22 protein-coding genes and 1 pseudogene are annotated in these 23,066 nt (G+C 68.1%); 13 read left to right on the top strand and 10 right to left on the bottom strand.

The window, feature by feature from the left end:
• The first annotated feature begins 80 nt into the window (after positions 1-80).
• From ABD255_RS31150 to ABD255_RS31140, 3 genes are read left to right on the top strand one after another with little or no spacing between them, the layout of a single operon-like run.
• The gene (locus tag ABD255_RS31150) at positions 81-896 is read left to right on the top strand and encodes a hydroxypyruvate isomerase family protein (protein ID WP_344220353.1); all 816 of its coding nucleotides are present in this window, start codon (positions 81-83) and stop codon (positions 894-896) included.
• 12 nt (positions 897-908) lie between these two features.
• Complete coding sequence (gene gcl / locus ABD255_RS31145; RefSeq protein ID WP_344220351.1) at positions 909-2,684, top strand: glyoxylate carboligase; 1,776 nt, start codon at positions 909-911, stop codon at positions 2,682-2,684.
• 10 nt (positions 2,685-2,694) lie between these two features.
• On the top strand, positions 2,695-3,726 hold the full coding sequence (locus ABD255_RS31140) for a 2-dehydropantoate 2-reductase (protein ID WP_344220349.1): 1,032 nt from the start codon (positions 2,695-2,697) through the stop codon (positions 3,724-3,726).
• Between the two features lie 60 nt (positions 3,727-3,786).
• Here the strand turns inward: ABD255_RS31140 and ABD255_RS31135 are convergent, their stop codons facing one another.
• From ABD255_RS31135 to sucC, 4 genes are all read right to left on the bottom strand, one after another.
• On the bottom strand, positions 3,787-4,221 hold the full coding sequence (locus ABD255_RS31135; protein WP_344220347.1) for a nuclear transport factor 2 family protein: 435 nt from the start codon (positions 4,219-4,221) through the stop codon (positions 3,787-3,789).
• A gap of 112 nt (positions 4,222-4,333) precedes the next feature.
• Positions 4,334-5,215, bottom strand: a complete 882-nt coding sequence (locus ABD255_RS31130; protein ID WP_344220345.1) for a 2-hydroxy-3-oxopropionate reductase — start codon at positions 5,213-5,215, stop codon at positions 4,334-4,336.
• A 35-nt stretch (positions 5,216-5,250) separates the two neighbouring features.
• Positions 5,251-6,141 (bottom strand): succinate--CoA ligase subunit alpha, encoded by an 891-nt coding sequence (sucD, locus tag ABD255_RS31125; protein ID WP_344220343.1) that lies wholly within the window; start codon positions 6,139-6,141, stop codon positions 5,251-5,253.
• Positions 6,142-6,154: 13 nt separating this feature from the next.
• Positions 6,155-7,309: an ADP-forming succinate--CoA ligase subunit beta gene (sucC, locus tag ABD255_RS31120; RefSeq protein ID WP_344220341.1), complete on the bottom strand. Its 1,155-nt coding sequence runs from the start codon at positions 7,307-7,309 to the stop codon at positions 6,155-6,157.
• Between the two features lie 182 nt (positions 7,310-7,491).
• Between sucC and ABD255_RS31115 the strand changes: the two genes are divergently transcribed.
• Together ABD255_RS31115 and ABD255_RS31110 are read left to right on the top strand one after the other, a co-directional pair.
• Positions 7,492-8,916: an OFA family MFS transporter gene (locus ABD255_RS31115; protein WP_344220339.1), complete on the top strand. Its 1,425-nt coding sequence runs from the start codon at positions 7,492-7,494 to the stop codon at positions 8,914-8,916.
• The gene (locus ABD255_RS31110) at positions 8,913-9,455 is read left to right on the top strand and encodes a hypothetical protein (protein WP_344220337.1); all 543 of its coding nucleotides are present in this window, start codon (positions 8,913-8,915) and stop codon (positions 9,453-9,455) included. The genes ABD255_RS31115 and ABD255_RS31110 overlap by 4 nt, the downstream gene beginning before the upstream one ends.
• Here the strand turns inward: ABD255_RS31110 and ABD255_RS31105 are convergent.
• Positions 9,445-9,711, bottom strand: a complete 267-nt coding sequence (locus ABD255_RS31105; protein ID WP_344220335.1) for a hypothetical protein — start codon at positions 9,709-9,711, stop codon at positions 9,445-9,447. The genes ABD255_RS31110 and ABD255_RS31105 overlap by 11 nt on opposite strands.
• 254 nt (positions 9,712-9,965) lie before the next feature.
• On the opposite strand from ABD255_RS31105, the gene ABD255_RS31100 reads away from it, so the two are divergent.
• From ABD255_RS31100 to ABD255_RS31075, 6 genes are all read left to right on the top strand, one after another.
• Complete coding sequence (locus tag ABD255_RS31100) at positions 9,966-11,648, top strand: thiamine pyrophosphate-binding protein (protein WP_344220333.1); 1,683 nt, start codon at positions 9,966-9,968, stop codon at positions 11,646-11,648.
• 60 nt (positions 11,649-11,708) lie between these two features.
• A complete protein-coding gene (frc, locus tag ABD255_RS31095; protein ID WP_344220331.1) occupies positions 11,709-12,935 on the top strand; it encodes a formyl-CoA transferase in 1,227 nt (408 codons plus the stop codon).
• 44 nt (positions 12,936-12,979) lie between these two features.
• Positions 12,980-15,124: an acetate--CoA ligase family protein gene (locus tag ABD255_RS31090; protein ID WP_344220329.1), complete on the top strand. Its 2,145-nt coding sequence runs from the start codon at positions 12,980-12,982 to the stop codon at positions 15,122-15,124.
• A 108-nt stretch (positions 15,125-15,232) separates the two neighbouring features.
• Positions 15,233-16,732, top strand: coding sequence for an Nramp family divalent metal transporter (locus ABD255_RS31085; protein ID WP_344220327.1), 1,500 nt, complete (start codon positions 15,233-15,235; stop codon positions 16,730-16,732).
• Between the two features lies 1 nt (position 16,733).
• A complete protein-coding gene (locus tag ABD255_RS31080) occupies positions 16,734-17,294 on the top strand; it encodes a hypothetical protein (RefSeq protein ID WP_344220325.1) in 561 nt (186 codons plus the stop codon).
• 99 nt (positions 17,295-17,393) lie between these two features.
• Complete coding sequence (locus ABD255_RS31075) at positions 17,394-18,383, top strand: TerC family protein (RefSeq protein ID WP_344220323.1); 990 nt, start codon at positions 17,394-17,396, stop codon at positions 18,381-18,383.
• A 50-nt stretch (positions 18,384-18,433) separates the two neighbouring features.
• On the opposite strand, the gene ABD255_RS31070 is transcribed toward ABD255_RS31075, so the two are convergent.
• From ABD255_RS31070 to ABD255_RS31060, 3 genes are all read right to left on the bottom strand, one after another.
• The gene (locus ABD255_RS31070) at positions 18,434-19,192 is read right to left on the bottom strand and encodes a GntR family transcriptional regulator (protein ID WP_344220321.1); all 759 of its coding nucleotides are present in this window, start codon (positions 19,190-19,192) and stop codon (positions 18,434-18,436) included.
• A gap of 202 nt (positions 19,193-19,394) precedes the next feature.
• Positions 19,395-19,559 carry a hypothetical protein gene (locus tag ABD255_RS31065; RefSeq protein WP_344220319.1) on the bottom strand — a complete coding sequence of 55 codons (165 nt, stop codon included), beginning with the start codon at positions 19,557-19,559 and terminating at the stop codon, positions 19,395-19,397.
• Between the two features lie 329 nt (positions 19,560-19,888).
• Positions 19,889-20,839, bottom strand: coding sequence for a LysR family transcriptional regulator (locus tag ABD255_RS31060; RefSeq protein WP_344220317.1), 951 nt, complete (start codon positions 20,837-20,839; stop codon positions 19,889-19,891).
• A gap of 158 nt (positions 20,840-20,997) precedes the next feature.
• Here ABD255_RS31060 and ABD255_RS31055 point away from each other — a divergent pair, with 158 nt between their 5' ends.
• Positions 20,998-21,771: an alpha/beta fold hydrolase gene (locus tag ABD255_RS31055; protein ID WP_344220315.1), complete on the top strand. Its 774-nt coding sequence runs from the start codon at positions 20,998-21,000 to the stop codon at positions 21,769-21,771.
• Positions 21,772-21,801: 30 nt separating this feature from the next.
• On the opposite strand, the gene ABD255_RS31050 is transcribed toward ABD255_RS31055, so the two are convergent.
• A complete protein-coding gene (locus ABD255_RS31050) occupies positions 21,802-22,191 on the bottom strand; it encodes a winged helix-turn-helix transcriptional regulator (protein WP_344220313.1) in 390 nt (129 codons plus the stop codon).
• A gap of 91 nt (positions 22,192-22,282) precedes the next feature.
• On the opposite strand from ABD255_RS31050, the gene ABD255_RS31045 reads away from it, so the two are divergent.
• Positions 22,283-22,681 (top strand): nuclear transport factor 2 family protein, encoded by a 399-nt coding sequence (locus ABD255_RS31045; protein WP_344220311.1) that lies wholly within the window; start codon positions 22,283-22,285, stop codon positions 22,679-22,681.
• A 4-nt stretch (positions 22,682-22,685) separates the two neighbouring features.
• Here the strand turns inward: ABD255_RS31045 and ABD255_RS31040 are convergent.
• Positions 22,686-23,066: pseudogene (locus tag ABD255_RS31040) on the bottom strand (YdcF family protein); the annotation flags it as partial.

The raw sequence follows: 23,066 nt of genomic DNA, 5'->3' as shown, positions 1-23,066 counted from the left end.
GACGTGCGTCATGCCTTGACCGGTGTGAGGGCCCGGCCTACTGTATCCCGTATACCGAGCCCCTCCGGAAGGTGGGACCCATGGAGAGTGCGCCCAGGCAACGTCTTGCCGTCAACTGCTCGATCTTGTTCACCGAACTGCCCTTGCTGGAAAGACCCCAGGCCGCCCGAGCCGCCGGCTTCGACGCCGTGGAGTTCTGGTGGCCGTTCGACACCGCACTGCCCGGCGACGCCGAGGTCGACGCGTTCGAACGCGCGATCCGCGACGCCGGCGTACGGCTGGTCGGACTGAACTTCGCCGCGGGTGACCTGCCCGCCGGCGACCGCGGCCTGGTGTCGTGGCCGCAACGATCGCTGGAGTTCCGCGACAACATCGCGGTGACGCTGGGGATCGGCGAACGGCTGGGATGCCGTGCCTTCAACGCGTTGTACGGCAACCGCGTCGACGGCGTCGCCCCGGCCGAGCAGGACGACCTCGCCGCCGAGAACCTCGCGCTGGCCGCCACCGCGGCCGGCTCCTTCGGGGCGACGGTGCTGGTCGAACCGGTCAGCGGGGCCGCCCGCTATCCGTTGCTGACGGCCACCGACGTGGTGGACGTGATCAGCCGGGTGGAGCGGGAGTCCGGTGTCACCGGTCTCGGCCTGCTCGCGGACCTGTATCACCTCACCGTCAACGGGGACGACGTGAGCAAGGCGATCACGACGTACGCCGACCGCATCGCGCACGTCCAGATCGCCGACGCGCCGGGCCGCAACGAGCCCGGCACCGGGACCATCCCGATCGACCAGTACCTCGGCGAGCTGCGAGTGGCCGGGTACGACGGCTGGATCGCGCTGGAGTACAAGCCCCGTACCGCGACCACCGAGAGCTTCGGCTGGCTCGAGCGCACCGACTGAGAAGGAGCTGGCATGCCACGAATGACTGCCGCCCGCGCGGCGGTGGAGATCCTCCGTCGCGAAGGCATCACGAATCTGTTCGGCCTCCCCGGTGCGGCCATCAACCCGTTCTACAACGCCGTCCGGGCGCAGGGTGAGCTCAAGCACGTGCTCGCCCGGCACGTCGAAGGCGCGTCCCACATGGCCGAGGGCTACACCCGGGCCAAGGCCGGCAACATCGGCGTCTGCGTCGGTACGTCGGGCCCCGCCGGGACCGACATGATCACCGGCCTGTACTCCGCTTCGGCCGACTCCATCCCGATCTTGTGCATCACCGGCCAAGCACCGGTGGCCAAGCTGCACAAGGAGGACTTCCAAGCCGTCGACATCGAGTCGATCGCCCAGCCGGTGACCAAGTGGGCCGTCACCGTTCTCGAGGCCGCGCAGGTGCCGGGCGCCTTCCAGAAGGCGTTCCAGCTGATGCGCACGGGTCGTCCCGGACCCGTGCTCATCGACCTGCCGATCGACGTCCAGCTGACCGAGATCGACTTCGATCCCGAGCTGTACGCGCCACTGCCGATCGCGACGCCACGCGCCACGGTCGCGCAGGCCGAGAAGGTGCTGGAGTTGCTGGCGGCGTCCGAGCGTCCCTTGCTGGTGGCGGGTGGTGGGATCATCAACGCGGACGCGGCGGACCTCCTGGTCGAGTTCGCCGAGCTCACCGGCGTACCCGTCGTACCGACTTTGATGGGGTGGGGGACGATCCCCGACGACCACCGGCTGATGGCCGGAATGGTCGGGCTGCAGACCTCGCACCGGTACGGCAACGAGACGCTGCTCGCGTCGGACCTCGTGGTCGGGATCGGCAACCGGTGGGCCAACCGGCACACCGGCGGCCTCGACACCTACCGGGCCGGCCGGAAGTTCGTGCACATCGACATCGAGCCGACTCAGATCGGCCGGGTGTTCGCGCCGGACCTCGGGATCGCCTCCGACGCTCGCGCCGCGCTCGAGGTACTGATTCATGTGGCGCGGGAGAAGCTTGCCGAAGGCCCGTTGCCGGACCGGTCGGAGTGGACGGCCGGCTGCCGTGAGCGCAAGCGGACGCTGCAACGGCGTACGGACTTCGACAACGTGCCGGTGAAGCCGCAACGGGTCTACCAGGAGATGAACAACGCCTTCGGGCCGGACACCCGGTACGTCTCCACGATCGGGTTGTCACAGATCCAGGCCGCTCAGATGCTGCACGTCTACCGGCCGCGGCACTGGATCAACGCCGGCCAGGCGGGACCACTCGGCTGGACCGGCCCGGCGGCACTCGGCGTCGCGGTCGCGGATCCGGAGGCGACGGTCGTCGCGCTGTCGGGCGACTACGACTTCCAGTTCCTGATCGAGGAGCTCGCGGTCGGTGCCCAGTTCAACATTCCGTACATCCATGTGGTGGTGAACAACGCCTACCTTGGACTGATCCGGCAGGCGCAACGCAACTTCGACATGGACTACTGCGTGCAGCTCGCCTTCGACAACATCAACACCCCGGAGCTGAACGGCTACGGCGTCGACCACGTGAAGGTCGCGGAAGGCCTTGGCTGCAAGGGGTTGCGGGTGTTCGAGCCGGACGGGATCCTGCCCGCGCTGGAGCAGGCCAAGAAGATGATGGTCGAGCACCGGGTACCGATCATGGTCGAGGTGATCCTGGAACGCATCACCAACGTCTCGATGGGGACCGAGCTGGACAACGTGGTGGAGTTCGACGAACTCGACGACGTACGGCATCCGGTTCCGACCGCTTCCGGATTAGTGGACTAGGGAGGTCACGATGAGAGTTGCGGTTCTTGGCGCGGGCGCGATCGGCGCCTATGTCGGTGCGGCCCTGCACCGTGGCGGCACCGAGGTACACCTTGTTGCCCGCGGCCCCCACCTGAAGGCGATCCGGAAGCGGGGCGTCGAAGTACTGAGTCCGCGCGGCGACTGGGTGGCTCGCACCCCGGCGACCGACGACCCGGCCGAGATCGGGCCGGTGGACGTGGTGTTCCTCGGCCTGAAGGCCAACTCGTACGCGTCCTGCGGGCCGCTGATCGAGCCGCTGCTGCACGACAAGACGGCCGTGGTGGCCGCCCAGAACGGCATTCCGTGGTGGTACTTCCACGGCCTGCCGGGCCCGTACGAGGGTCGCCGGATCGAGTCGGTGGACCCGGGTGGTGAGGTGACCCGGGTCCTCTCGCTCGACCGCGCGATCGGCTGCGTGGTGTACTGCTCGACCGAACTGGAGGGACCGGGCGTGGTCCGGCACCTCGAGGGCACCCGGTTCTCGATCGGGGAGCCGTCCGGCGTCATCTCCGAGCGATGCCTGGAGTTCAGCCAGGCGATGATCGCCGGCGGGCTGAAGTGCCCGGTCGAGGCGGACATCCGCAACGACATCTGGATCAAGCTCCTCGGCAACGCCGCCTTCAATCCGATCAGCGCCCTCGCCCGCGCCACCATGGTCGAGATCGCCCAGCACGAGGGCACCCGCGCGATGATCCGGCTGATGATGGAGGAGACCCTCGAGATCGCCGCCGCCGTCGGCAGCCATCCCGACATCTCCGTGGACAAGCGCATCGACGGCGCCGAGCGTGTCGGTGAGCACAAGACGTCCATGCTCCAGGACCTGGAGAAGGACAAACCGCTGGAACTGGACGTGATCCTCGCGGCCGTGGTCGAACTCGCCGACCTCACCAGCACCAAGGCTCCCACCTTGCGGGCAGTCCACGCCGTCGCCGATCTGTTGTCCACCAAGGTCGGCACCACGCCCATTGCCCACGCCCCGACGGCCGCCGCAGCCCCCGTAGCCGCGGCGCCGCGGCCCTGAACCCAGGTGGGCCCGGAGCCGCGCGCCCTGCCAGGCCCCTCCGGGCTCACCTGATTCCAATCAGCCTGCGCCGGCCGTCGAGGTGTCGAGCGGGCGGATGCCCGTCGCCTCCGCGAACTCCCAGGTGTCGGTGTACTGCTGCCACCGCACCACCTTGCCGTCCGCGATGTCCCAGACGTGGACGACCTGCACGTCCAGATCCTTCCCCGTCGGCCGCACAGTGGCGCGGTAGCGGCCCTCCATGATCACGACGTCACCACACTCGTGCAGCCGCCCGACCTCGATCCGGAACGTGTCCCCGAACAACTCCGGGAACCGAGCCAGCACCTGCCCCGCGACCGCATCAGGCCCGACCACCGGCCCACCCGGCCACAACGTGACGTGCTCCGCCTGGTTCCACTCCACCTGCGGATCCAGCATCCCCAGCATCCCCGCCACATCCCTTTGCGCGAACGAGTCGTAAAGCCCACGCACCAACTCCACCTGCCCACCCATAACACCCTCCCCACCGCAACCCGAACAACCCATTCCCCCCAATCCGAGTGTCACCCCACCCCCAGACGCAGTAAACCCCCGCCGGGCGATGTGCCGGCGGGGGTTTGCTGGGTCAGGAGGCGCGGCCGGAGAGGGATTCGATGACGGAGAGTAGGGCGGAGTGGTCATCGGAGCCGTGGCCGGTGGCTCGGGCGGCGGCTACCAGTTGGGCTACTACGCCGGTGACGGGGAGGGAGACCCCGGCGGCTCGGGCGGAGGAGAGGGCTATGCCCATGTCCTTGTGGTGGAGGTCGATGCGGAAGCCGGGCTCGAACTGGCGGGCCAGCATGGAGGCTGACTTCAGGTCGAGGATGCGGCTACCGGCCAGGCCGCCGGCCAGCACCTCCAGGCCTCGTTCGCCGTCGACGTCGGAGGCTTCCAGCAGCACGATCGCCTCGCTGACCAGGGCGATGATGCCTGCCACCATCAACTGGTTGGCCGCCTTCACCGTCTGACCCGCGCCGTGGCCGCCGACGTGGACGATGGTGCGGCCGAGGTCCTCGAAGATCGGCTTGGCGGCCTCGAAGTCCTCCGCGGCGCCGCCGACCATGATGGACAGCGACGCCTTGATCGCTCCCTGCTCACCACCGCTCACCGGAGCATCCAGAACCCGTACTCCGCGCTCCGCGCCGGCCGCCGCGACAGCCAGGGACGTCTCCGGCGCGATCGAGCTCATGTCCGCCAGGAGCACACCGGGTGCTGCCGACTCCAGCACCCCGCCGGGGCCGAGGGCCACCTCGGCCACCTGCGGGGAGTCGGGAAGCATCGTGATGATGACCTCCGCGCCGGAGACTGCCGACGCGATGTCGGGTGCGGGTTTTCCGCCGGCCTGGAGGAGCTTGTCGACCGAGGCGGGCACGACGTCGTACCCGGTGACCTCGTGGCCGGCCCGGACCAGGTTGGCGGCCATGTGCGAGCCCATGATGCCGAGCCCGATGAATCCGATTCTTGCCACTGTGCTTGCCCCTTCACCAAAAGAAGACAGAGGAATTAGTGGACGAGGAGCTGTTCGAGCGCCTCGCGCATCAGCCGGGCGGCCTCGCTCGGGGTCTTGCCGACCTTGACGCCGACGGCCTCGAGCGCCTCCTGCTTGGCGGCCGCGGTACCGGACGAGCCGGACACGATCGCTCCCGCGTGGCCCATCGTCTTGCCCTCCGGAGCGGTGAACCCGGCCACGTAACCCACCACCGGCTTGGTCACGTACTCCTTGATGAACGCCGCCGCCCGCTCCTCCGCGTCGCCGCCGATCTCGCCGATCATCACGATCGCCTCGGTGTCGGGATCGTCCTGGAACGCCCGCAGCGCGTCGATGTGCGTCGTCCCGATGATCGGGTCGCCGCCGATCCCGATCGCCGTGGTGAAGCCGTACTCGCGCAGTTCGTACATCATCTGGTAGGTCAGCGTGCCCGACTTCGACACCAGGCCGATCCGGCCGGGGCCGGCGATGTCGGCCGGGATGATCCCGGCGTTGGCCCGGCCGGGGCTGATCAGCCCGGGGGAGTTGGGGCCGATGATCCGGGTCCCGGCGGCTTCGGCGTGGGCGAAGAACGCGGCGGTGTCGTGCACCGGCACGCCCTCGGTGATCACCACCACCAGCGGGATGCCGGCGTCGACGGCCTCGATCACCGCGCCCTTGGTGAACCTCGGCGGGACGAACACGATCGAGACGTCGGCGCCGGTCGACCTCACCGCGTCGGCGCAGGAGCCGTAGACCGGGATCGACCGCTTGGCGAAGTCGACCGACTGGCCGCCCTTGCCGGGCGTCACGCCGCCGACGATGTTGGTGCCGGCGGCAAGCATCCGGGTGGTGTGCTTCTGCCCCTCGGACCCGGTCATGCCCTGGACGACGACCCTGCTCTTCTCGGTCAGGAAGATTGCCATTTCCGTTGCCTCCTCAGGCCTGCGCGGCCAGTTCGGCGGCGCGGTCAGCGGCGCCGTCCATGGTGTCGACCACCGTCACCAGCGGGTGGTTCGCCTTCGCGAGGATCCGGCGGCCCTCGTCCACGTTGTTGCCGTCCAGCCGGACCACCAGCGGCTTGTTCGCCTGGTCGCCGAGCAGTTCGAGCGCCTGCACGATGCCGTTCGAGACCGCGTCGCAGGCGGTGATCCCGCCGAACACGTTGACGAACACGCTGCGCACCTGCGGATCGCCCAGGATGATGCTCAGGCCGTTCTTCATCACCTCGGCCGAGGCGCCGCCGCCGATGTCGAGGAAGTTGGCGGGCTTGACCCCGCCGTGCGCCTCACCGGCGTACGCGACCACGTCGAGGGTCGACATCACCAGGCCGGCGCCGTTGCCGATGATGCCGACGGAGCCGTCGAGCTTGACGTAGTTCAGCCCCTTCTCCTGGGCCGCGGCCTCCAGCGGGTCGGCGGCCTCCTTGTCGTCGAAGGCCGCGTGGTCGGGGTGCCGGTACGCCGCGTTCTCGTCCAGCGTGACCTTGCCGTCCAGCGCCTCCAGCCGGCCGTCACCCAGCTTGACCAGCGGGTTCACCTCGACCAGCGAGGCGTCCTCGCTGATGAACACGTCCCACAACGCCCGTACGACGGACGCCGCCTCCGCCGGGAATCCCGCCGCGGCGACGATCTCGGCCGCCTTCGCATCGTCCACCCCGGTGGCCGGGTCGATCGACACCTTCGCGATCGCGTCCGGGTTGCTGTGGGCGACCTCCTCGATCTCCACACCGCCCTCGGTGCTCGCGATGCACAGGTAGTTGCGGTTGGCCCGGTCGACCAGGAAGGAGAAGTAGTACTCCTCGGCGATGTCCGCGGCGGGAGCCAGCAGCACCCGGCGGACGGTGTGCCCCTTGATGTCCATGCCGAGGATGTCGCGGGCGCGCTCGGTGGCCTCGGCGGGATCCGCGGCCAGCTTCACGCCGCCCGCCTTGCCCCGGCCGCCGGCCTTCACCTGCGCCTTGACCACGACCCGGCCGCCCAGCTCCTCGGCGGCAGCGGCGGCGTCGGCCGCGTCCTCCACCACCCGGCCGAGGGTGACCGGCACCTCGTGCCGGGCGAAGAGTTCTTTGGCTTGGTACTCCATCAGATCCACGGAAAGTCCTCCTCGGGAGCCTGCGAACGCGAGATGTGCCGACTGTATGCTGTATGCACATTGGTCACAAGACTTCATGAGGTCTGGACAAGCGATGGCGGAGAGGAGTACCAAAGTTCCATACGGTATGCAGTACTCAATTCTTCGCCCATCCCACCCCCGGTCAGCCAGGAGGCGCTTCCATGAAGAACGCACCCACCAGCACGCCTCCACGGGACGTGCGCGACGTGTATGGCCGCCGGTACCGGATCGGCGAAGACGCCGAGGATCTGACCGGGCACTCGAGGCGCTGGCAACTGTGGGCCGCCTGGGCCTGCATGGTTGCCATCAGCCCCCTGCAGTACTCCTTCGGCTCCAGTGCGCTCGGTCTGCAGGAGAGTCGTGGCTGGAGCTTCGTCCAGACCATGTGGCTGCTGGCGGTGTTCGTCGCCTGCCAGGCGCTGGTGGCGGTTCCCGCCGCCTGGCTCCAGCGAGTACGCCGGGCCTCGCCGACGCAACTCGTAGTACTGGGTGGGGTGTTGGCGGCAGCGGGCCTGGCGACCTTGGCGCATTCGGGTAGTTATGCCGCGGTACTCCTCGGCTACGCGCTGATCGGTGGCACGGGAGCGGGTCTGGTCTACGCGGCCTGCATCACCACCGCGGCCCGGTGGTTCCCCGACCGCCGCGTCGCGACCATCGGGTTCGTCACCGGCGGCTTCGCCTGCGGAGCGGTGCCGAGCATCGCGCTGCTGACCATCTTCGACTCGGCCGCCGGCCAGCGGGTCGTCTTCGACCTGACCGCCGCGGTCGCCCTGCTGATCGTGATGACCGCCGGTGGAGTGCTGAAGGATCCGCCCAGGCACTGGTGGCCGGCCGAGATCGACGCCCAGGTCTGGGCGGTCGACCGGAAGCTCAACCGGAGCATCCCGAACAACATCCCCGCGGCCCGGCACTACCGGCCGGCCGAGGCGATGCGTACCGGCGCCCTGCCGCTGATGTGGCTGACGCTGGCCCTGAGTACCGCGTTGTCGCTGTTCGGCATCGCGTTCGTCGTCAGCTACGCGATCGAGGCGCGACTCGGCCTCGCCGTCGCGGGCCTCGCCGCCGGATTGCTTGCCGCGGTCAACGGTCTCGGCCGGTCCTTCGCCGGCAACCTGTCCGACCGGTTCGGCCGTCGCCGGGTGCTCGCGGCGGTGCTGATGATCGAGGGCTTCACCCATGTCGGACTCGTGCTGGCGGGCGAGTCCGGCGCGGGGTGGGCGTTCGTGCTCTGCGCGATGTTCGCCGGCCTCGGCGGCGGCGCCTTCTACGCGATCATGGCGAACCTGGTGCTGGAGTTCTTCGGCGAGAACAGCCTGGTCCAGAACCAGGCCATCCTCTACAGCGCGAAGGCGGTCGGTGGTCTTGTCGGCATCGGCGTCACCGCGAGCGTGGTGCAGGCCTACGGCTATCGCCCGGTCTTCCTCGCTGCCGGCCTCCTCGGCCTGCTCACGGCCCTGACCGTCCGCTTCCTGAAGCAGCCCGGGCGACCCGTTCTACCGGTTCGGCCTCAACTAGGTACGCCGGTAGCCGGCACTGTGTCGTTGCTGGCCCAACCCCACCCCGGCCAGGCACGGCCGGGCGAATGAGCCGTACGCACGCCCCGGCGTACTACGCCCGGGTGGCTCGCCCAGATCCCTGCGTACTCGAAGTCGTCTCCAAGCTGGCCCGCGAGCCCTGGACAGACCGCCCGGAATGCGTTCACCCCGTGCTCGGCTCGATCGCCCGGATGGTCCACGACCACAGCAGCAAGGCGGGCCGGCGCGCCTTGCTGCCTTTGGCGCCGGCGTTCATCGGCACGGCTCACGCGGGGTTCGAGCGCTCGGCAAGGCTGGTAGCTCTCTGTGTATCGACCGCTCTCACGAGCGCCGGGCAGATCTCTCCGGACGAACACACTCGGTTGTCCAGGGCGCACCAGACGGCTCTGTACTTCCTCGGCACGCGTCCCGACCACGCCGCCTGGTGGCTCCCTGTGCTGGATCGCGTCGGTCTGGGCGAACCTTTCTACCGGACCTTCGTGGCCACGGAGCACGCTGCCGAGGCTGTCGTCGTCACCGCCCGTGCAACGGACGGTGACAACGACGTACGGCTCCGGCGGCTGCTGAAGCAGTGCCTGGCTACGGTCTGACAGCCTCGTGGTCGAAGTCGCCGGTGCCCCACGGGCCGTGGTCGCGGTCGTCCTCCGGGATCACCACGAGCTCGTGGTGGCGCGGGGGACCGACCTGCTCCTCCAGGCGGCGCAGGTCTGCCGAGCAGCGCGCCACGTCGTCCAGCAACCGCAGTACGTCGAGGTGCGGGCCGAGCTGGTTCCTCAATCCCGCAAGGGCTTTCTCGAGGTTCTGCACAGCGCGGCGGGTCTGGCCGAGCTCGTCGTGGATCGTCATCGCAGCTCCTTTGCCGGCAGGGAATCTGACGTCAACTGATGACAAGCATACGGGATACTGCATACAGTCGTCGTTAACAATTCTGCCGGGTTCCGAGCTCTGGACAACGGGTTCGGCGGTGCGATATGACTACGACTACACCATACGGTATGCAATCTACGAAGTGTCGCTCCGTGAATCCCAGACCGGCCTTCCTCGAGGAGATGACTGCACAGATGGCGCAAACAGTGTCCGAATCACATGCGGTTGCGGACGTGACCGAGCCGGAACCGAGCACCGCCACGATCTCGGGCGGGCATCTGGTGGCCAAGGCCCTCAAGGCCGAGGGGATCGACGTGATCTTCACCCTCTGCGGAGGGCACATCATCGACATCTACGATGGCTGCGTCGACGAGGGCATCGCCGTCGTCGACGTCCGGCACGAGCAGGTCGCGGCGCACGCCGCGGACGGTTACGCCCGGATGACCGGCAAGCCCGGCTGCGCGGTCGTCACGGCCGGTCCCGGCACCACCGACGCGGTGACCGGTGTGGCGAACGCGTTCCGGGCCGAGAGCCCGATGCTGCTGATCGGCGGTCAGGGCGCGCTCAACCAGCACAAGATGGGCTCGCTGCAGGACCTGCCGCACGTCGACATGATGACCCCGATCACCAAGTTCGCCGCCACGGTGCCGCACACCGCCCGGGTGGCCGACATGGTCTCGATGGCGTTCCGCGAGTGCTACAACGGCGCTCCCGGCCCCTCCTTCCTGGAGATCCCGCGCGACATCCTGGACAACTCCGTCCCGGTGGAGCAGGCGACCATCCCGGAGGCCGGCCGCTACCGCGCCTCTACCAAGAGCACCGGCGACCCGGCGAACATCGAGGCGCTGGCCGATCTGCTCTCCCGCGCGGAGAAGCCGGTGGTACTGCTCGGCACCCAGGTCTGGACCGCGCGTGGCAGCGACGCGGCCATCGACTTCGTCCGGCAGCTCGACATCCCGGCGTACATGAACGGCTCGGCCCGCGGCACCCTGCCGCCCGGCGACCCGCACCACTTCCACCTGTCCCGGCGGTACGGGTTCAACAACGCCGACCTGATCCTGATCGTCGGCACCCCGTTCGACTTCCGGATGGGCTACGGCCGCCGGCTGCCGAAGGGCGCCACCGTCGTCCAGATCGACATGGACTACCGCACGGTCGGCAAGAACCGCGACATCGACCTCGGCCTGGTCGGCGACCCGGGAGCCATCCTGGCCGCCGTCACCCAGGCCTCGTCGGGCCGGATCCGCAAGGCCGACCGCAAGGCGTGGTTCGCCGAGCTGCGCGCCGAGGAGGACGCGGCGTACCAGAAGCGGCTGCCGCGGCAGTTGTCGGACGCCAACCCGATCCACCCGCTGCGGCTCGCGCACGAGATCAACGAGTTCCTCACCGAGGACTCGATCTACATCGGCGACGGCGGCGACATCGTCACCTTCTCGGGCGGCGTGGTACAGCCGAAGTCGCCCGGCCACTGGATGGACCCGGGCCCGCTCGGCACCATCGGCGTCGGCATCCCCTTCGTGATGGCGGCCAAGTACGCCCGGCCGGACAAGGAGGTCGTCGCGCTGTTCGGTGATGGCGCCTTCTCGCTGACCGGGTGGGACTTCGAGACGCTGGTCCGGTTCAACCTGCCGTTCGTCGGTGTGGTCGGCAACAACTCGTCGATGAACCAGATCCGCTACGGCCAGGAGGCGAAGTACGGGCACGACCGCGGCCGGATCGGCAACACGCTCGGCGACGTGAAGTACGACGAGTTCGCCAAGATGCTCGGCGGCTACGGCGAGGAGGTCCGCGACCCCAAGGACATCGGGCCGGCCATGCAGCGGGCCCGCGAGTCGGGACTGCCGTCGCTGATCAACGTGTGGGTGGACCCGGACGCGTACGCGCCCGGAACGATGAACCAGACCATGTACAAGTAGCGATCCCCGGCGGCGGTCCCGCTCCCGGCGCGGACCGCCGCCCAGTACTGGAGGACCACTATGGGTAAGGCCCTTGAAGGTGTTCGCGTACTCGACATGACCCACGTGCAGTCGGGACCGTCCTGCACCCAGATCCTCGCCTGGCTCGGCGCCGACGTCGTCAAGCTCGAGGCGCCCACGGGTGACATCACCCGCCAGCAACTGCGCGACGTTCCCGACGTCGACAGCCTCTACTTCACCATGCTCAACTGCAACAAGCGCAGCATCACCCTGAACATGAAGTCCGACCGGGGCAAGGAGATCTTCACCGACCTGGTCAAGGAGTCCGACATCCTGGTGGAGAACTTCGCCCCCGGCGCGATCGACCGGATGGGGTTCACCTGGGAGCGGCTGCAGCTGATCAACCCGCAGCTGATCTTCGCCTCGATCAAGGGCTTCGGCCCCGGCCGGTACGAGGACTTCAAGGCCTACGAGGTGGTCGCCCAGGCGATGGGCGGCGCGATGAGCACGACCGGCTTCGAGGACGGCCCGCCACTGGCCACCGGAGCCCAGATCGGTGACTCGGGCACCGGCATCCACCTGGTCGCCGGCATTCTCGCGGCGCTGTACCAGCGGGTCGCCACCGGCAAGGGCCAGCGGGTCAGTGTCGCGATGCAGGAGGCCGTACTGAACCTCAGCCGGGTCAAGCTGCGCGACCAGCAGCGGCTCGCCCACGGCCCGCTGAAGGAGTACCCGAACGACAACTTCGGCGACGAGGTGCCCCGTTCCGGCAACGCCTCCGGCGGCGGCCAGCCCGGCTGGGCGGTCAGGACCGCGCCCGGCGGCCCGAACGACTACATCTACGTGATCGTCCAGCCGCCCGGCTGGGCCCCGATCGCGACCCTGATCGGCAAGCCCGAACTGGCCGACGACCCGGACTGGAACACGCCGGCGGCCCGGCTCGACAAGCTCGACAAGATGTTCGCGCTGATCGAGTCCTGGACCGAGCAGCACACCAAGTTCGAGGTGATGGAGAAGCTGAACGCGCTGAACGTGCCGTGCGGCCCGATCCTGTCCACCCGGGAACTGATCGAGGACGAGACGCTGGCCGAGCTCGGCGCCGTGGTCGAGGTCAAGCACCCGCAGCGCGGCAGCTTCAAGACCGTCGGCTGCCCGATCAAACTGTCCGACTCGCCGGTCCAGGTGGAGACCTCACCGGGCCTGGGCGAACACAACTCCGTGATCTACGGCGGCCTCGGCATCGACACGGCCGAGCTGGAAGAGCTCAAGGCCGCCGGCGTCGTCTGACCGCGACACCCCACCTCACACCACGCTTCTGAGGAGCTCCAGGCATGACTTATGACAAGGCAGCTGTCCAGTCCATCCTCGACCAGGCTCTGGCGGAAGGCCGCACCTCGCTGAGCGCACCCGAGGCCAAACTGGTCGCGGACGCGTACGGCATCCCGACCCCGGGAGAGGGGCTGGCCACGACTGCCGAGGGAGCCGCCGGCCTGGCGGCCGAGATCGGTTTCCCGGTCGTGCTGAAGATCGTCTCGCCCGACATCCTGCACAAGACCGAGGCGGGCGGCGTGGTGGTCGGCGTCGACAGCGCCGAGGCCGCGGTCACGGCGTACGAGCAGATCGTCGCCAACGCGAAGGCCTACCAGGCCGACGCCGAGATCACCGGCGTGCAGGTGCAGAAGATGCTGGTCACCGGCGGTGACGTGCAGGAGGTCATCGTCGGTGCGGTCACCGACGAGACGTTCGGCAAGATCGTCGCGTTCGGCCTCGGCGGCGTGCTCGTCGAGGTACTGAAGGACGTCACCTTCCGGCTCGCGCCGACCTCGGCCGCCGAGGCCCGCTCGATGGTGGACGGGATCAGCGCGCACGAGATGCTGAACGGCGTCCGCGGCGCCAAGCCGGTCGACAAGGACGCGATCGCCGCGATCATCACCAAGCTGTCCGACCTGGTCGAGGACTTCCCGCAGTTCGCCGAGGTCGACCTGAACCCGGTGCTGGCCGGGCCGGACGGGGCCACCGCGGTCGACTTCCGGATCATCGTGGACGCCGAGGCCGGCAAGCCGGTCGAGCGCTACAGCCAGGACGAGATCCTGACCGCGATGACCCGGATCATGAAGCCGCGCGCGGTGGCCGTGATCGGCGCCTCGAACGAGGACGGCAAGATCGGCAACTCGGTGATGAAGAACCTGGTCAACGGCGGTTACCAGGGCGACATCTACCCGATCAACCCCAAGGGTGGCGAGGTCCTCGGGCTGAAGGCGTTCCCGAGCATCACCGACGTGCCCGGCGACGTGGACGTCGCGGTGTTCGCCGTACCGGCCAAGTTCGTCGGCGGGGCGCTCGAGCAGTGCGGCCAGAAGGGTGTCGCCGGCGCGATCCTGATCCCGTCCGGCTTCGCCGAGACCGGTGAGCAGGAACTGCAGGACGAGGTCGTCGCGATCGCGAAGAAGCACAAGGTCCGGATCCTCGGGCCGAACATCTACGGCTACTACTACCTGCCGGAGAGCCTCTGCGCGACGTTCTGTACGCCGTACGACGTCAAGGGCAGCGTGGCGCTGTCGTCACAGAGCGGAGGCATCGGGATGGCGATCCTGGGCTTCAGCCGGTCCAGCCGGATGGGCGTCTCCGCGATCGTTGGGGTAGGCAACAAGGCGGACATCGACGAGGATGACCTCCTGACCTTCTTCGAGACCGACGACAACACCAACCTGATCGCCATGCACCTAGAGGATCTCAAGGACGGCCGGGCCTTCGCCGAGACGGCCGCCCGGGTGTCGAAGAAGAAGCCGGTCGTCGTGCTCAAGGCGGGCCGGACCGCGATGGGCGCCCGGGCCGCGAGTTCGCACACCGGCGCGCTGGCCGGCAACGACAAGGTGTACGACGACATCCTGCGGCAAAGCGGCGTGGTCCGCGCGCCGGGCCTGAACGAGATGCTCCAGTACGCCCGGGGCATCCCGCTGCTGCCGACGCCGAAGGGCGAGAACGTCGTCATCATCACCGGCGCGGGCGGCTCCGGCGTCCTGCTATCGGACGCTTGCGTCGACAACGGCCTGCAACTGATGACGATCCCGCCGGACCTCGACACCGCGTTCAAGAAGTTCATCCCCCCGTTCGGTGCGGCCGGCAACCCGGTCGACATCACCGGCGGCGAACCGCCGTCGACGTACCGGAACACGGTCGCGCTCGGTCTCGAGGACGACCGGATCCACGCCTTGATCCTGGGCTACTGGCACACGATCGTGACGCCGCCGATGGTGTTCGCGAAGCTGGTCGCCGAGGTGGTCGAGGAATACCGCGCCAAGGGCATCGACAAGCCCGTGGTCGCCTCCCTGTCCGGCGACGTCGAGGTCGAAGAGGCCAGCCAGTACCTGTTCGAGCACGGCGTGGTCGCCTACCCCTACACCACCGAGACGCCGGTCCAGGTGCTCGGCGCCAAGTACCGATGGGCCCGGAACGCGGGTTCGCTCGGTTCCTAGTCCATCGGAAATACCAAGTACCGGAGAGACGGTGATGCGTTTGGTCAGGGGGGAGTGCACGGGGGAGCGATAAGTCTCGTCAGCTGGCGTCGATCTAAGGAGTCCGCCTTGGACGTCACAAGCAAGACCTCAGAAGTACCCGAAGAGCCCGCGGCAGCGGCCGGCACCGAGCGGGTCTGGAAGGCCGGCCGGCTCGAACCGATGCCGATCCGTCCGCTGCCGCCGGCTCCGCCGTCCCTGCACATCCTCGGTCCGACCGTCTTCCTGGTCGCGCTGGGCGTCGGCATGGGTGAGTCCTACATGTGGCCCCGGCTCGTCCTGGTGTTCGGTCCGGACATTCGCTGGCTGTTCATGGTCGGTGTCACCCTGCAGGCGTTCGTGCTGCTGGAGATGGCGCGCTACGCGATGGCCACCGGAGAGAGCATCTTCTTCGGCGCGGCCCGAGTGTTCAAACCGATGATGTGGTTCTTCTACGTCGCGGCGATCCTGATCTACATCTGGCCCGGTCACCTCTCGGCCGGCGCGGCCGCGTTCGAGGAGATATCAGGCATCCCCTGGCAGGTCTCGGCCTGTGTCGCCCTGGTCTTCGTCGGCGTGCTGTTCAGCATGCTGTCGGTGATCTACAACTTCCTGGAGAAGTTGCTCGGCTTCCTGATCGGCTTCCTGGTGGTCGGTACCTCGATCATCGCGGCGATCGTCGGCAGCTGGGACGACCTGGCCCAGACCATCTCCGGCATGTTCGCCTTCGGCTTCCTGCCGGACAAGGCGTTGTCGGACGTCTGGTTCCCGATCCTGGTCGGTTCGATCGCGTTCGCCGGCCCGTCCGGCATGCAGCAGATGTGGTACACCCTGCAGTTGCGCGACAGCGGGGCCGGCATGGGTGCCCACATCCCGAAGATCCGCGGTCTGCGGTCGGCGGACGAGGCGGAGTCGATGCCGTCGCGTGGCTACATGTTCGACACCGACAGCGCCGAGGAGATGCAGAAGTGGAAGGGCTGGCGCAAGTGGGTCACCTTCGACGCGCTGCTGCTCTTCTGGGGCATCACCATGCTGGTCACGATCTCGTTCACCGTGCTGGCCATGTCGGCGGCCCGGGAGAACCCGAACGTGGCGGGGCTGATCGAGGGCGGTGACCGGGAGGCCGCGCTGAAGGCCATGTCGGACGCCTTCGCCTCGGCCGGCAGCCCGATCCTGGGCACGCTGTTCTTCGCCTTCATCGCCCTGATCGGCCTGAACGCGACGCTCGGCCTGTTCGACTCGTTCTCCCGTGGCCAGGCGGACATGACGTACTACTTCATCCCGGGCGCCAAGCGCTTCTCGATGTCGCGTCTGTACGCCGGGTTCCTGTGGGGCGTGATCACCTTCGGCATCCTGATCCTGCTGTTCGGGCCGGCCGACGGTCCGGCGGGAATCCTGGACATCCTGGCGTTCCTGTCCACCTTCGCGATGGGCGCGTACTGCATCGTGTTGCTCCTGGTGAACAACAAGTTGCTGCCCAAACCGATCCGGCCGGGTCCGGTCCGCAACCTGATCATCGGGTTCGGCGCGGTGTTCTACCTGGGCATGCTGTTCTACAGCCTGGTTCGCTTCGGCGTGGTCGTGGGCTGAGATGGCTCTGACCATGGATCGCGCGAAGGTTCGGCAGCTGGCGGAGTTCTCCGTGCCCGCCGCAAGTGTGGGAGTCGCAGCCGGCCTCGTCGCCGGTGGGTTGGCCGCGTTCGTCGGCCAGCCCATCGGCTGGGCGCTGGTCACGGGCCTCGGCCTGGCGATCCCACTCGCCCTGTTCGGAGCCGGGTACGCCGTACTGCTGGCGCTCGGCAAGATCCCCGCCGGGGTGTTCGCCCCGGCGGCGGTCTACTGGGTGATCGGGTTCCCGCTCGCCCTGATGGTGCATTCAGTGGTCACCGAGTGGGCCGTGGCCGGTACGCCGGGGCTGCCGGCGGAACCGGCGAAGTTCCTGGCGTTCCGGGCCCTGCTCAGCATGGGCTTCGCGATCGGCTTCATCTGGATGCACGAACAACTCGGCCGGCACTGGTGGCCGAGGATCCTGGAACACAACCTCTACGCCCAACGGGTGGTCGCGCAGTACGTCGAGCTCGCCACCTCGCTGGCCGAACGCAAGGCGGCCGCCGACCGGGGCCGGAAGAAGCGCCGGGCGAGCACCGCCTAGTACGCGTACCCCTCTCAGCCGCCCGCGTCTGCCCCCTGCCAGGCGCGGGCGGCCGCATACCCGGGCCCGTGTCTGCCACACGAACCCTTGGAGGAGCTCATGCACGTATCGATGTCGGCGTGGATCATCACCATCGCCGCCCTGCTGGCCCTGCTGGTGCTGGACTTCCTGATCGTGGCCCGGAAGCCGCACGAACCGTCCCTGCGCGAGGCGACCCTGTGGGTGTCCTTCTACGTCGGCATCGCGGTGGCCTTCGGCGTCGGGCTGACGCTGGCGGCCGGCGGCGAGGCCGGCGGGGAGTTCTTCGCCGGCTGGCTGACGGAGTACTCGCTGTCGGTCGACAACCTGTTCGTCTTCATCATCATCATGGGCCGGTTCGCGGTCCCGCGGCAGTATCAGCAAAAAGTGCTGCTGGTGGGCGTCGCGCTGGCGCTGGTGATGCGCGGCATCTTCATCGCGCTCGGGGCGGAGGCGATCTCGCACTTCAACTGGGTCTTCTTCATCTTCGGCGCGTTCCTGCTGTTCACCGCCTGGAAGCTGGCCACCTCGAAGGAGGAGGACGAGTTCAAGGAGAACATCGTCCTGGTCAAGGTGCGCAAGGTGCTGCCGACCACCGAGGGCTACCACCAGGCGCGGCTGACCACGCGGGTGGACGGCAAGCGGTTCGCCACCCCGATGCTGATCGTGATGATCGCGATCGGTACGACGGACCTGCTGTTCGCGCTGGACTCGATCCCGGCCATCTTCGGGCTGACCCAGCACGCGTACCTGGTGTTCACCGCGAACGCCTTCGCGCTGATGGGCCTGCGGCAACTGTTCTTCCTGATCGGCGGCCTGCTGGACCGGCTGGTCTACCTGTCGTACGGGCTGTCCGTGGTGCTGGGCTTCATCGGCGTCAAGCTGATCCTCGAGGCCATGCACCACCAGGGCGTCTCCTGGGCGCCGGAGATCCCGATCCTGGTCTCCCTGGCGATCATCCTCGGCACCCTCACCATCACCGCGGTCGCCAGCCTGGTGAAGTCCGCCCGCGACGACCGCGCCGCAACCAAAGAGCCGGCCCCCGTGGCGGAGGAGGTCCCCGCCGAGTGACCGGCTCTCAATGGATCACCCGTACTACGGCTCGCCGTAGTACGGGTGGTTCAGTCTGTGGTGCGACGGCGGCGGGTGACCTTCTTCTCGGGGGCCGGGGCCTCTACGGGCGTAGTACCGGCCTGGAGGTCGTGGTAGGCCTTGCGGGTGTGCTCGGTGTGTTCGCGCATGATCTGCGCGGCCTTGTCCTCGTCGCCGTCGCTGATCGCCTTCACCAGCCGGGTGTGCTCGCGCCAGGAGGCCGCACCGCGGACGGGCGCCACCGGCGTGTAGTACCAGCGGACGCGCCGGTCGACCTGGCCGGCGAAGTCGACCAGGAATCTGTTGCCGGACATCTGCGTGATCAGGCCGTGCAGCTCACCGTTGGTCCGGACCGCGCCGTCGATGTCCCCGGTCTCCTGCAGGTTCGCGCCGACCTTGCAGAGCTCCTTCAGCCTCGCCACCGCGTCCTTGTCGGGCTTGCGGGCGGCGAGCCGCGCAGACTCGCTCTCCAGCGCCGCGCGAGCCGCCAGCAACTGGTCCACCTCGTCCTCGGCGGGCACGTGCACCATCGCGCCGAAGCCGGGGCGCAGATCGACCCAGCCTTCGTTGTTGAGCCGCTGCAGGGCCTCGCGGACCGGCTGGCGGGAAACGCCCAGCATGCCGGCCAGCTCGACCTCGACCAGGTGCCGGCCGCGCTCCAGGGTGCCGTCGATGATCATCTCCGTGAGCGCCTCGTAGACCGACTCACGCAGCGGCGTCGGGCGCTTGACGTGCCGGACGCCGGGGGATTCGGAGGTGGCATCCGCGCCTGCGCTGAGTGTGGTCATGAGGTCCTTCCCCGCCGGTGTGGAAAAAACAGAATGGCACTTGGTAGACAGTCTACCAAGTGCCAAGGTGTTGCAGGGGATTCTTCCGGTGTCCGGTTCAGGACACCGGCTGCCCGGTGCTCCGGATCCCTGCATTCTTGCCGCGGGGAGTCCGCCGCCGTGGCTCGAACACGCTTGTCCGGAGCACCGATCGGGCGTTCTATCAGGCGGCGGTGGTCTGCCGTTCCGGCTGCCGGTCGCCGTCGTGGGGCTGGTTCTCGTCAAGCTGCTGGAGTTCGACGTCGATGTCCAGCTCCTGCTGCAGCTCCGGTGCATCCGGGAACTGCGGACGAGCCGCCAGAGCGCCGAACCTACGGGTGAAGATCATTTCTCCCTCTCCGCTCCGGCTCCACGCCGGAGACTTACTGGAAATACTGGCTACTGCATACATTCAACCAGCCGTACTCACCGGTTATGCCCGCGTCTCACGTGATCCCGATTACGTTGCCGGTGATCCCCGTTACATCGCGGTTCCGGCTGTGACGCGGCCGTCGCGGCCCGCGTTCTCACCTCTTCCGGTACCCGATCTGCTTTCTTCAAACAGTCGGCCGACCAGGGCGGCTACTCAACTTCTCGAAGGTTCCTTCACTTCAAGAGTCGTCCCCCTGGCCGTAGGGGTCAAAGACTTGCTCGCTATGTCGGGATAGGCAGGCGCTATCAGGCGGACTGCACGGTATAGCCGGAACCCATCAGGTGGACGTCGAGCAACTCGTCCAGAGCGTTGTGTACGCCGGCCTGCCGGGCAACGTCGAGGAGCGCCCGCGCCAGTACGGGTTCGGGGCTTCGGGCGGCGATCACCAGGCCGACCCGCGGCCCGTTCGCGGGGCTCTTCAACGGAACCACCCGCATCCCGGCCGGTACGCCGAACATGTGCAGCCACGCGTGCGAGATCACCGTCGACCAGTGGTCGCCGCGCAGATGGCTGTAGAGCCCCGAGACCGTGTCGCTCTCGATCGAGGGATTCGCCGTCACCCCGTCGTCGGTGAAGTAGCCGTTCATGATCCGGCGGTTCCGCATCTGCGGCGACAGCAGGCACAGCGGCAGTTCGGCCACCTGCGCCCACGTTGCCACCGGCAACTCGGCCAACGGGCTCCGGCCGGGCGTGAGCAGCAGGTAGCGCTCTTCGTACAAGGGGGTCTTGCGCACCTGGCCGAGGGTGTCGTCGTCCAGATAGGTCATCGCCACATCGAGCTCGAACTCAGCCAGCTTCTGGGTGATTTCGCGCGACGACAGCGACTCCAGCGTCACCCGCGCCTGGTTGTGCCGTTCACAGAACGGGGTGGTGAGCAACGAGACGACCGGCATCGCGGTGGGGATCGCGCCGAGCCGCAGGGTGCCGGTGAGTCCGCCGCGCATCACCGACAGTTCGTGCCGCAGCGCGTCGCGTTCGGCCAGGATCCGCTGCGCCCAGAGCAGTACTCGTTCGCCCTCGGGGGTGAGGCCTTCGAACCGCCGGCCGCGCCGGACGATCGGTACGTCCAGTTCTTGCTCCAGCTTGCGGATGGCTGCGGACAGCGACGGCTGCGACACGTAGCAGGCGTCGGCGGCGCGGGCGAAGTGCCGCTCCCGGGCGAGTGCGACGAGGTACTCGAGCTGGCGCAGCAGCATGGCGACTCAGCTCTGCTTCCGCGCGACGGCATACCGTAAGTCTGTATACATAATCCAACACTACGCGGTCGGAGATGCGGCGGGAAGGTGTCGCGCTTCTGTGACCCAAGTCACATTCAGGGCTGTCGATAGAGGGTTCGGTCGTTCGACGCGTAGGCATGGACAAGATCACCTCTTCCGACGGCACTTCCATCGCGTACGACACTCTCGGCAGCGGGCCGGGCCTGATCCTGATCGCCGGCGCCTTCACCGACCGCTCGTACTACGCACCGCTGGCGACGGCGCTCTCCCCGCACTTCACCGTGATCACCTACGACCGGCGCGGCCGCGGCGACAGTACCGACACGGCGCCGTACGCGATCGAGCGGGAACTCGAAGACCTCGCCGTCCTCCGCGAGGCGACCGGAGCCGTCTACGCCAAGGCCGACTCCTCGGGTGCGATGCTGCTCGTCCGCGCCGTGGCAGCAGGCGTCCCCTTCGACAAACTCGCCATCATGGAGCCCCCGTTCCGCGTCGAGGGCGCCCCGCCGGCGCCGGACCGCTACCTCGAACGCCTCCAGGACTTCATCGCCACCGGCAACCCCGGCGGCGCCGCCGAACTCTTCATGGTCGAGGCCGTCGGCCAACCCCAGGAGTTGGTCGACACCTTCAAGGGCACCCCGATGTGGTCCTCCCTCGAAGCAATGGCCCCCACCCTCGTCTACGACGCCCTACAGATGGGCGACAGCTCAGTGCCCACAACCCTGCTAGCTGGAATCCCCACCGAAACCCTGGCCATCCACAGCACCGGCAGCCCTGCCTGGATGCAGTCCGCGGTACGAGCCACTGCCGACGCGCTCCCCAACGCTCACGTAGCCGCCCTGGAAGGCGAGTTCCACCAGGTCTCGGAGGAAGCGTTGGTCCCCGCCCTTACCGACTTCTACCTCAAGTAGCGGCTGCCGCACTCGGGCTGACGGATCACGTCAGCGCTCGTCATAGGCGTCGCGGGCCGCTAGCACTTCGGGGATGTGCTCCTCGGCCCAGCGGCAGAGGACGCTCAGCGGGCCGTGCAGCGTTCGCCCCAGCGGGGTCAGTTCGTACTCGACCCGCGGCGGGATCTCGGCGTACGACTGGCGGGTGATCATGCCGTCGCGCTCCAGATCCCGCAGGGTGTCGGTGAGGACCTTGCCGCTGATTCCCTCCAGCGCGGTACGGAGGTCGCCGAACCGCAGCGGACCGTCCTCCAGCACGGTGATCACCATCGCGGTCCACTTGTTCGCGATCCGGGCCAGCGACGTCCGGGACGGGCAGGTGCTCGACAGCACGCTCCAGTTGGTGCCTGGCGGCGGTGCGTAGATTTTCTGTGTCGACATCGCGGTCCGCCCATTAGTTACGTTGAGGTTATTGGTCACCAATAGTAAGTATTGGCCTCCTGAACGACAACCGACCCGATGGAGGACGACGATGAGCGACCCGGTGGCAGTGGTGCAGCAGTACTTCGACGCGCTGGCGGCGAAGGATTTCGCGACGGTGGCGGGCTTTCTCGCCGACAAGATCGTCTGGCACCAGCCGGGCGCGAACCGGTTCTCCGGCCGGCAGGAGGGCGCGGCCGCGGTGAACGCGATGATCGGCGGGATGATGCAGCTCAGCGGCGGCAGCTTCGAGCTGGCCCTGACCACGCCGCCGATGCTGAACGAGGACACCGGTCTCGTTGCCGCGACCATCCACTTCACCGCCCACCGGGACGGCGCGAAGCTCGGTCAGGACGGCGTGGATCTGCTGAAGGTTGCCGACGGCAAGATCGTCGAGGTGTGGCTGTTCTCGGCCGACCAGCCGGCCGAGGACGAGTTCTGGGGCCGCTGACCAGTTACCCGCCGGCCGGGCGGACCAGGCCCGGTCGCCCGGCCGCGAGGTTGCCATAGGCATCCAGTACTGCGGCCGGCACGTCCACGTGGTCGATGAAGTCCCGGCCGCGCGGGCCGTAGCCGTGCTCGTCGTCCCGCAGCCTGCTCACCTCTCCGAGCACCAGTGACGCGAACCGGTCCAGCGGCCAGATCACCGGCCCGCCCGGCCCTGCGCTCGCTCCCAGCGATGTGACCCACGGGATCACCGGAGCGAAGCTGATGAACCGTGTTCCCGGTAGGTCGCGGAACGACCGCTCGAACGACGCGTGCGTCCGCCGCTGCATGGTCGGATCCTGGACCAGCACGATCGATCCCGCCCGGTCCACGAACTGCGGGGAGAACGC

Origin of the sequence: Kribbella sancticallisti, assembly GCF_039530625.1 — a bacterium.
GTDB lineage: Bacteria > Actinomycetota > Actinomycetes > Propionibacteriales > Kribbellaceae > Kribbella > Kribbella sancticallisti.
The sequence above is the reverse complement of the archived record's forward strand: the minus strand, read 5'-3'. Positions and strand labels throughout refer to the sequence as shown.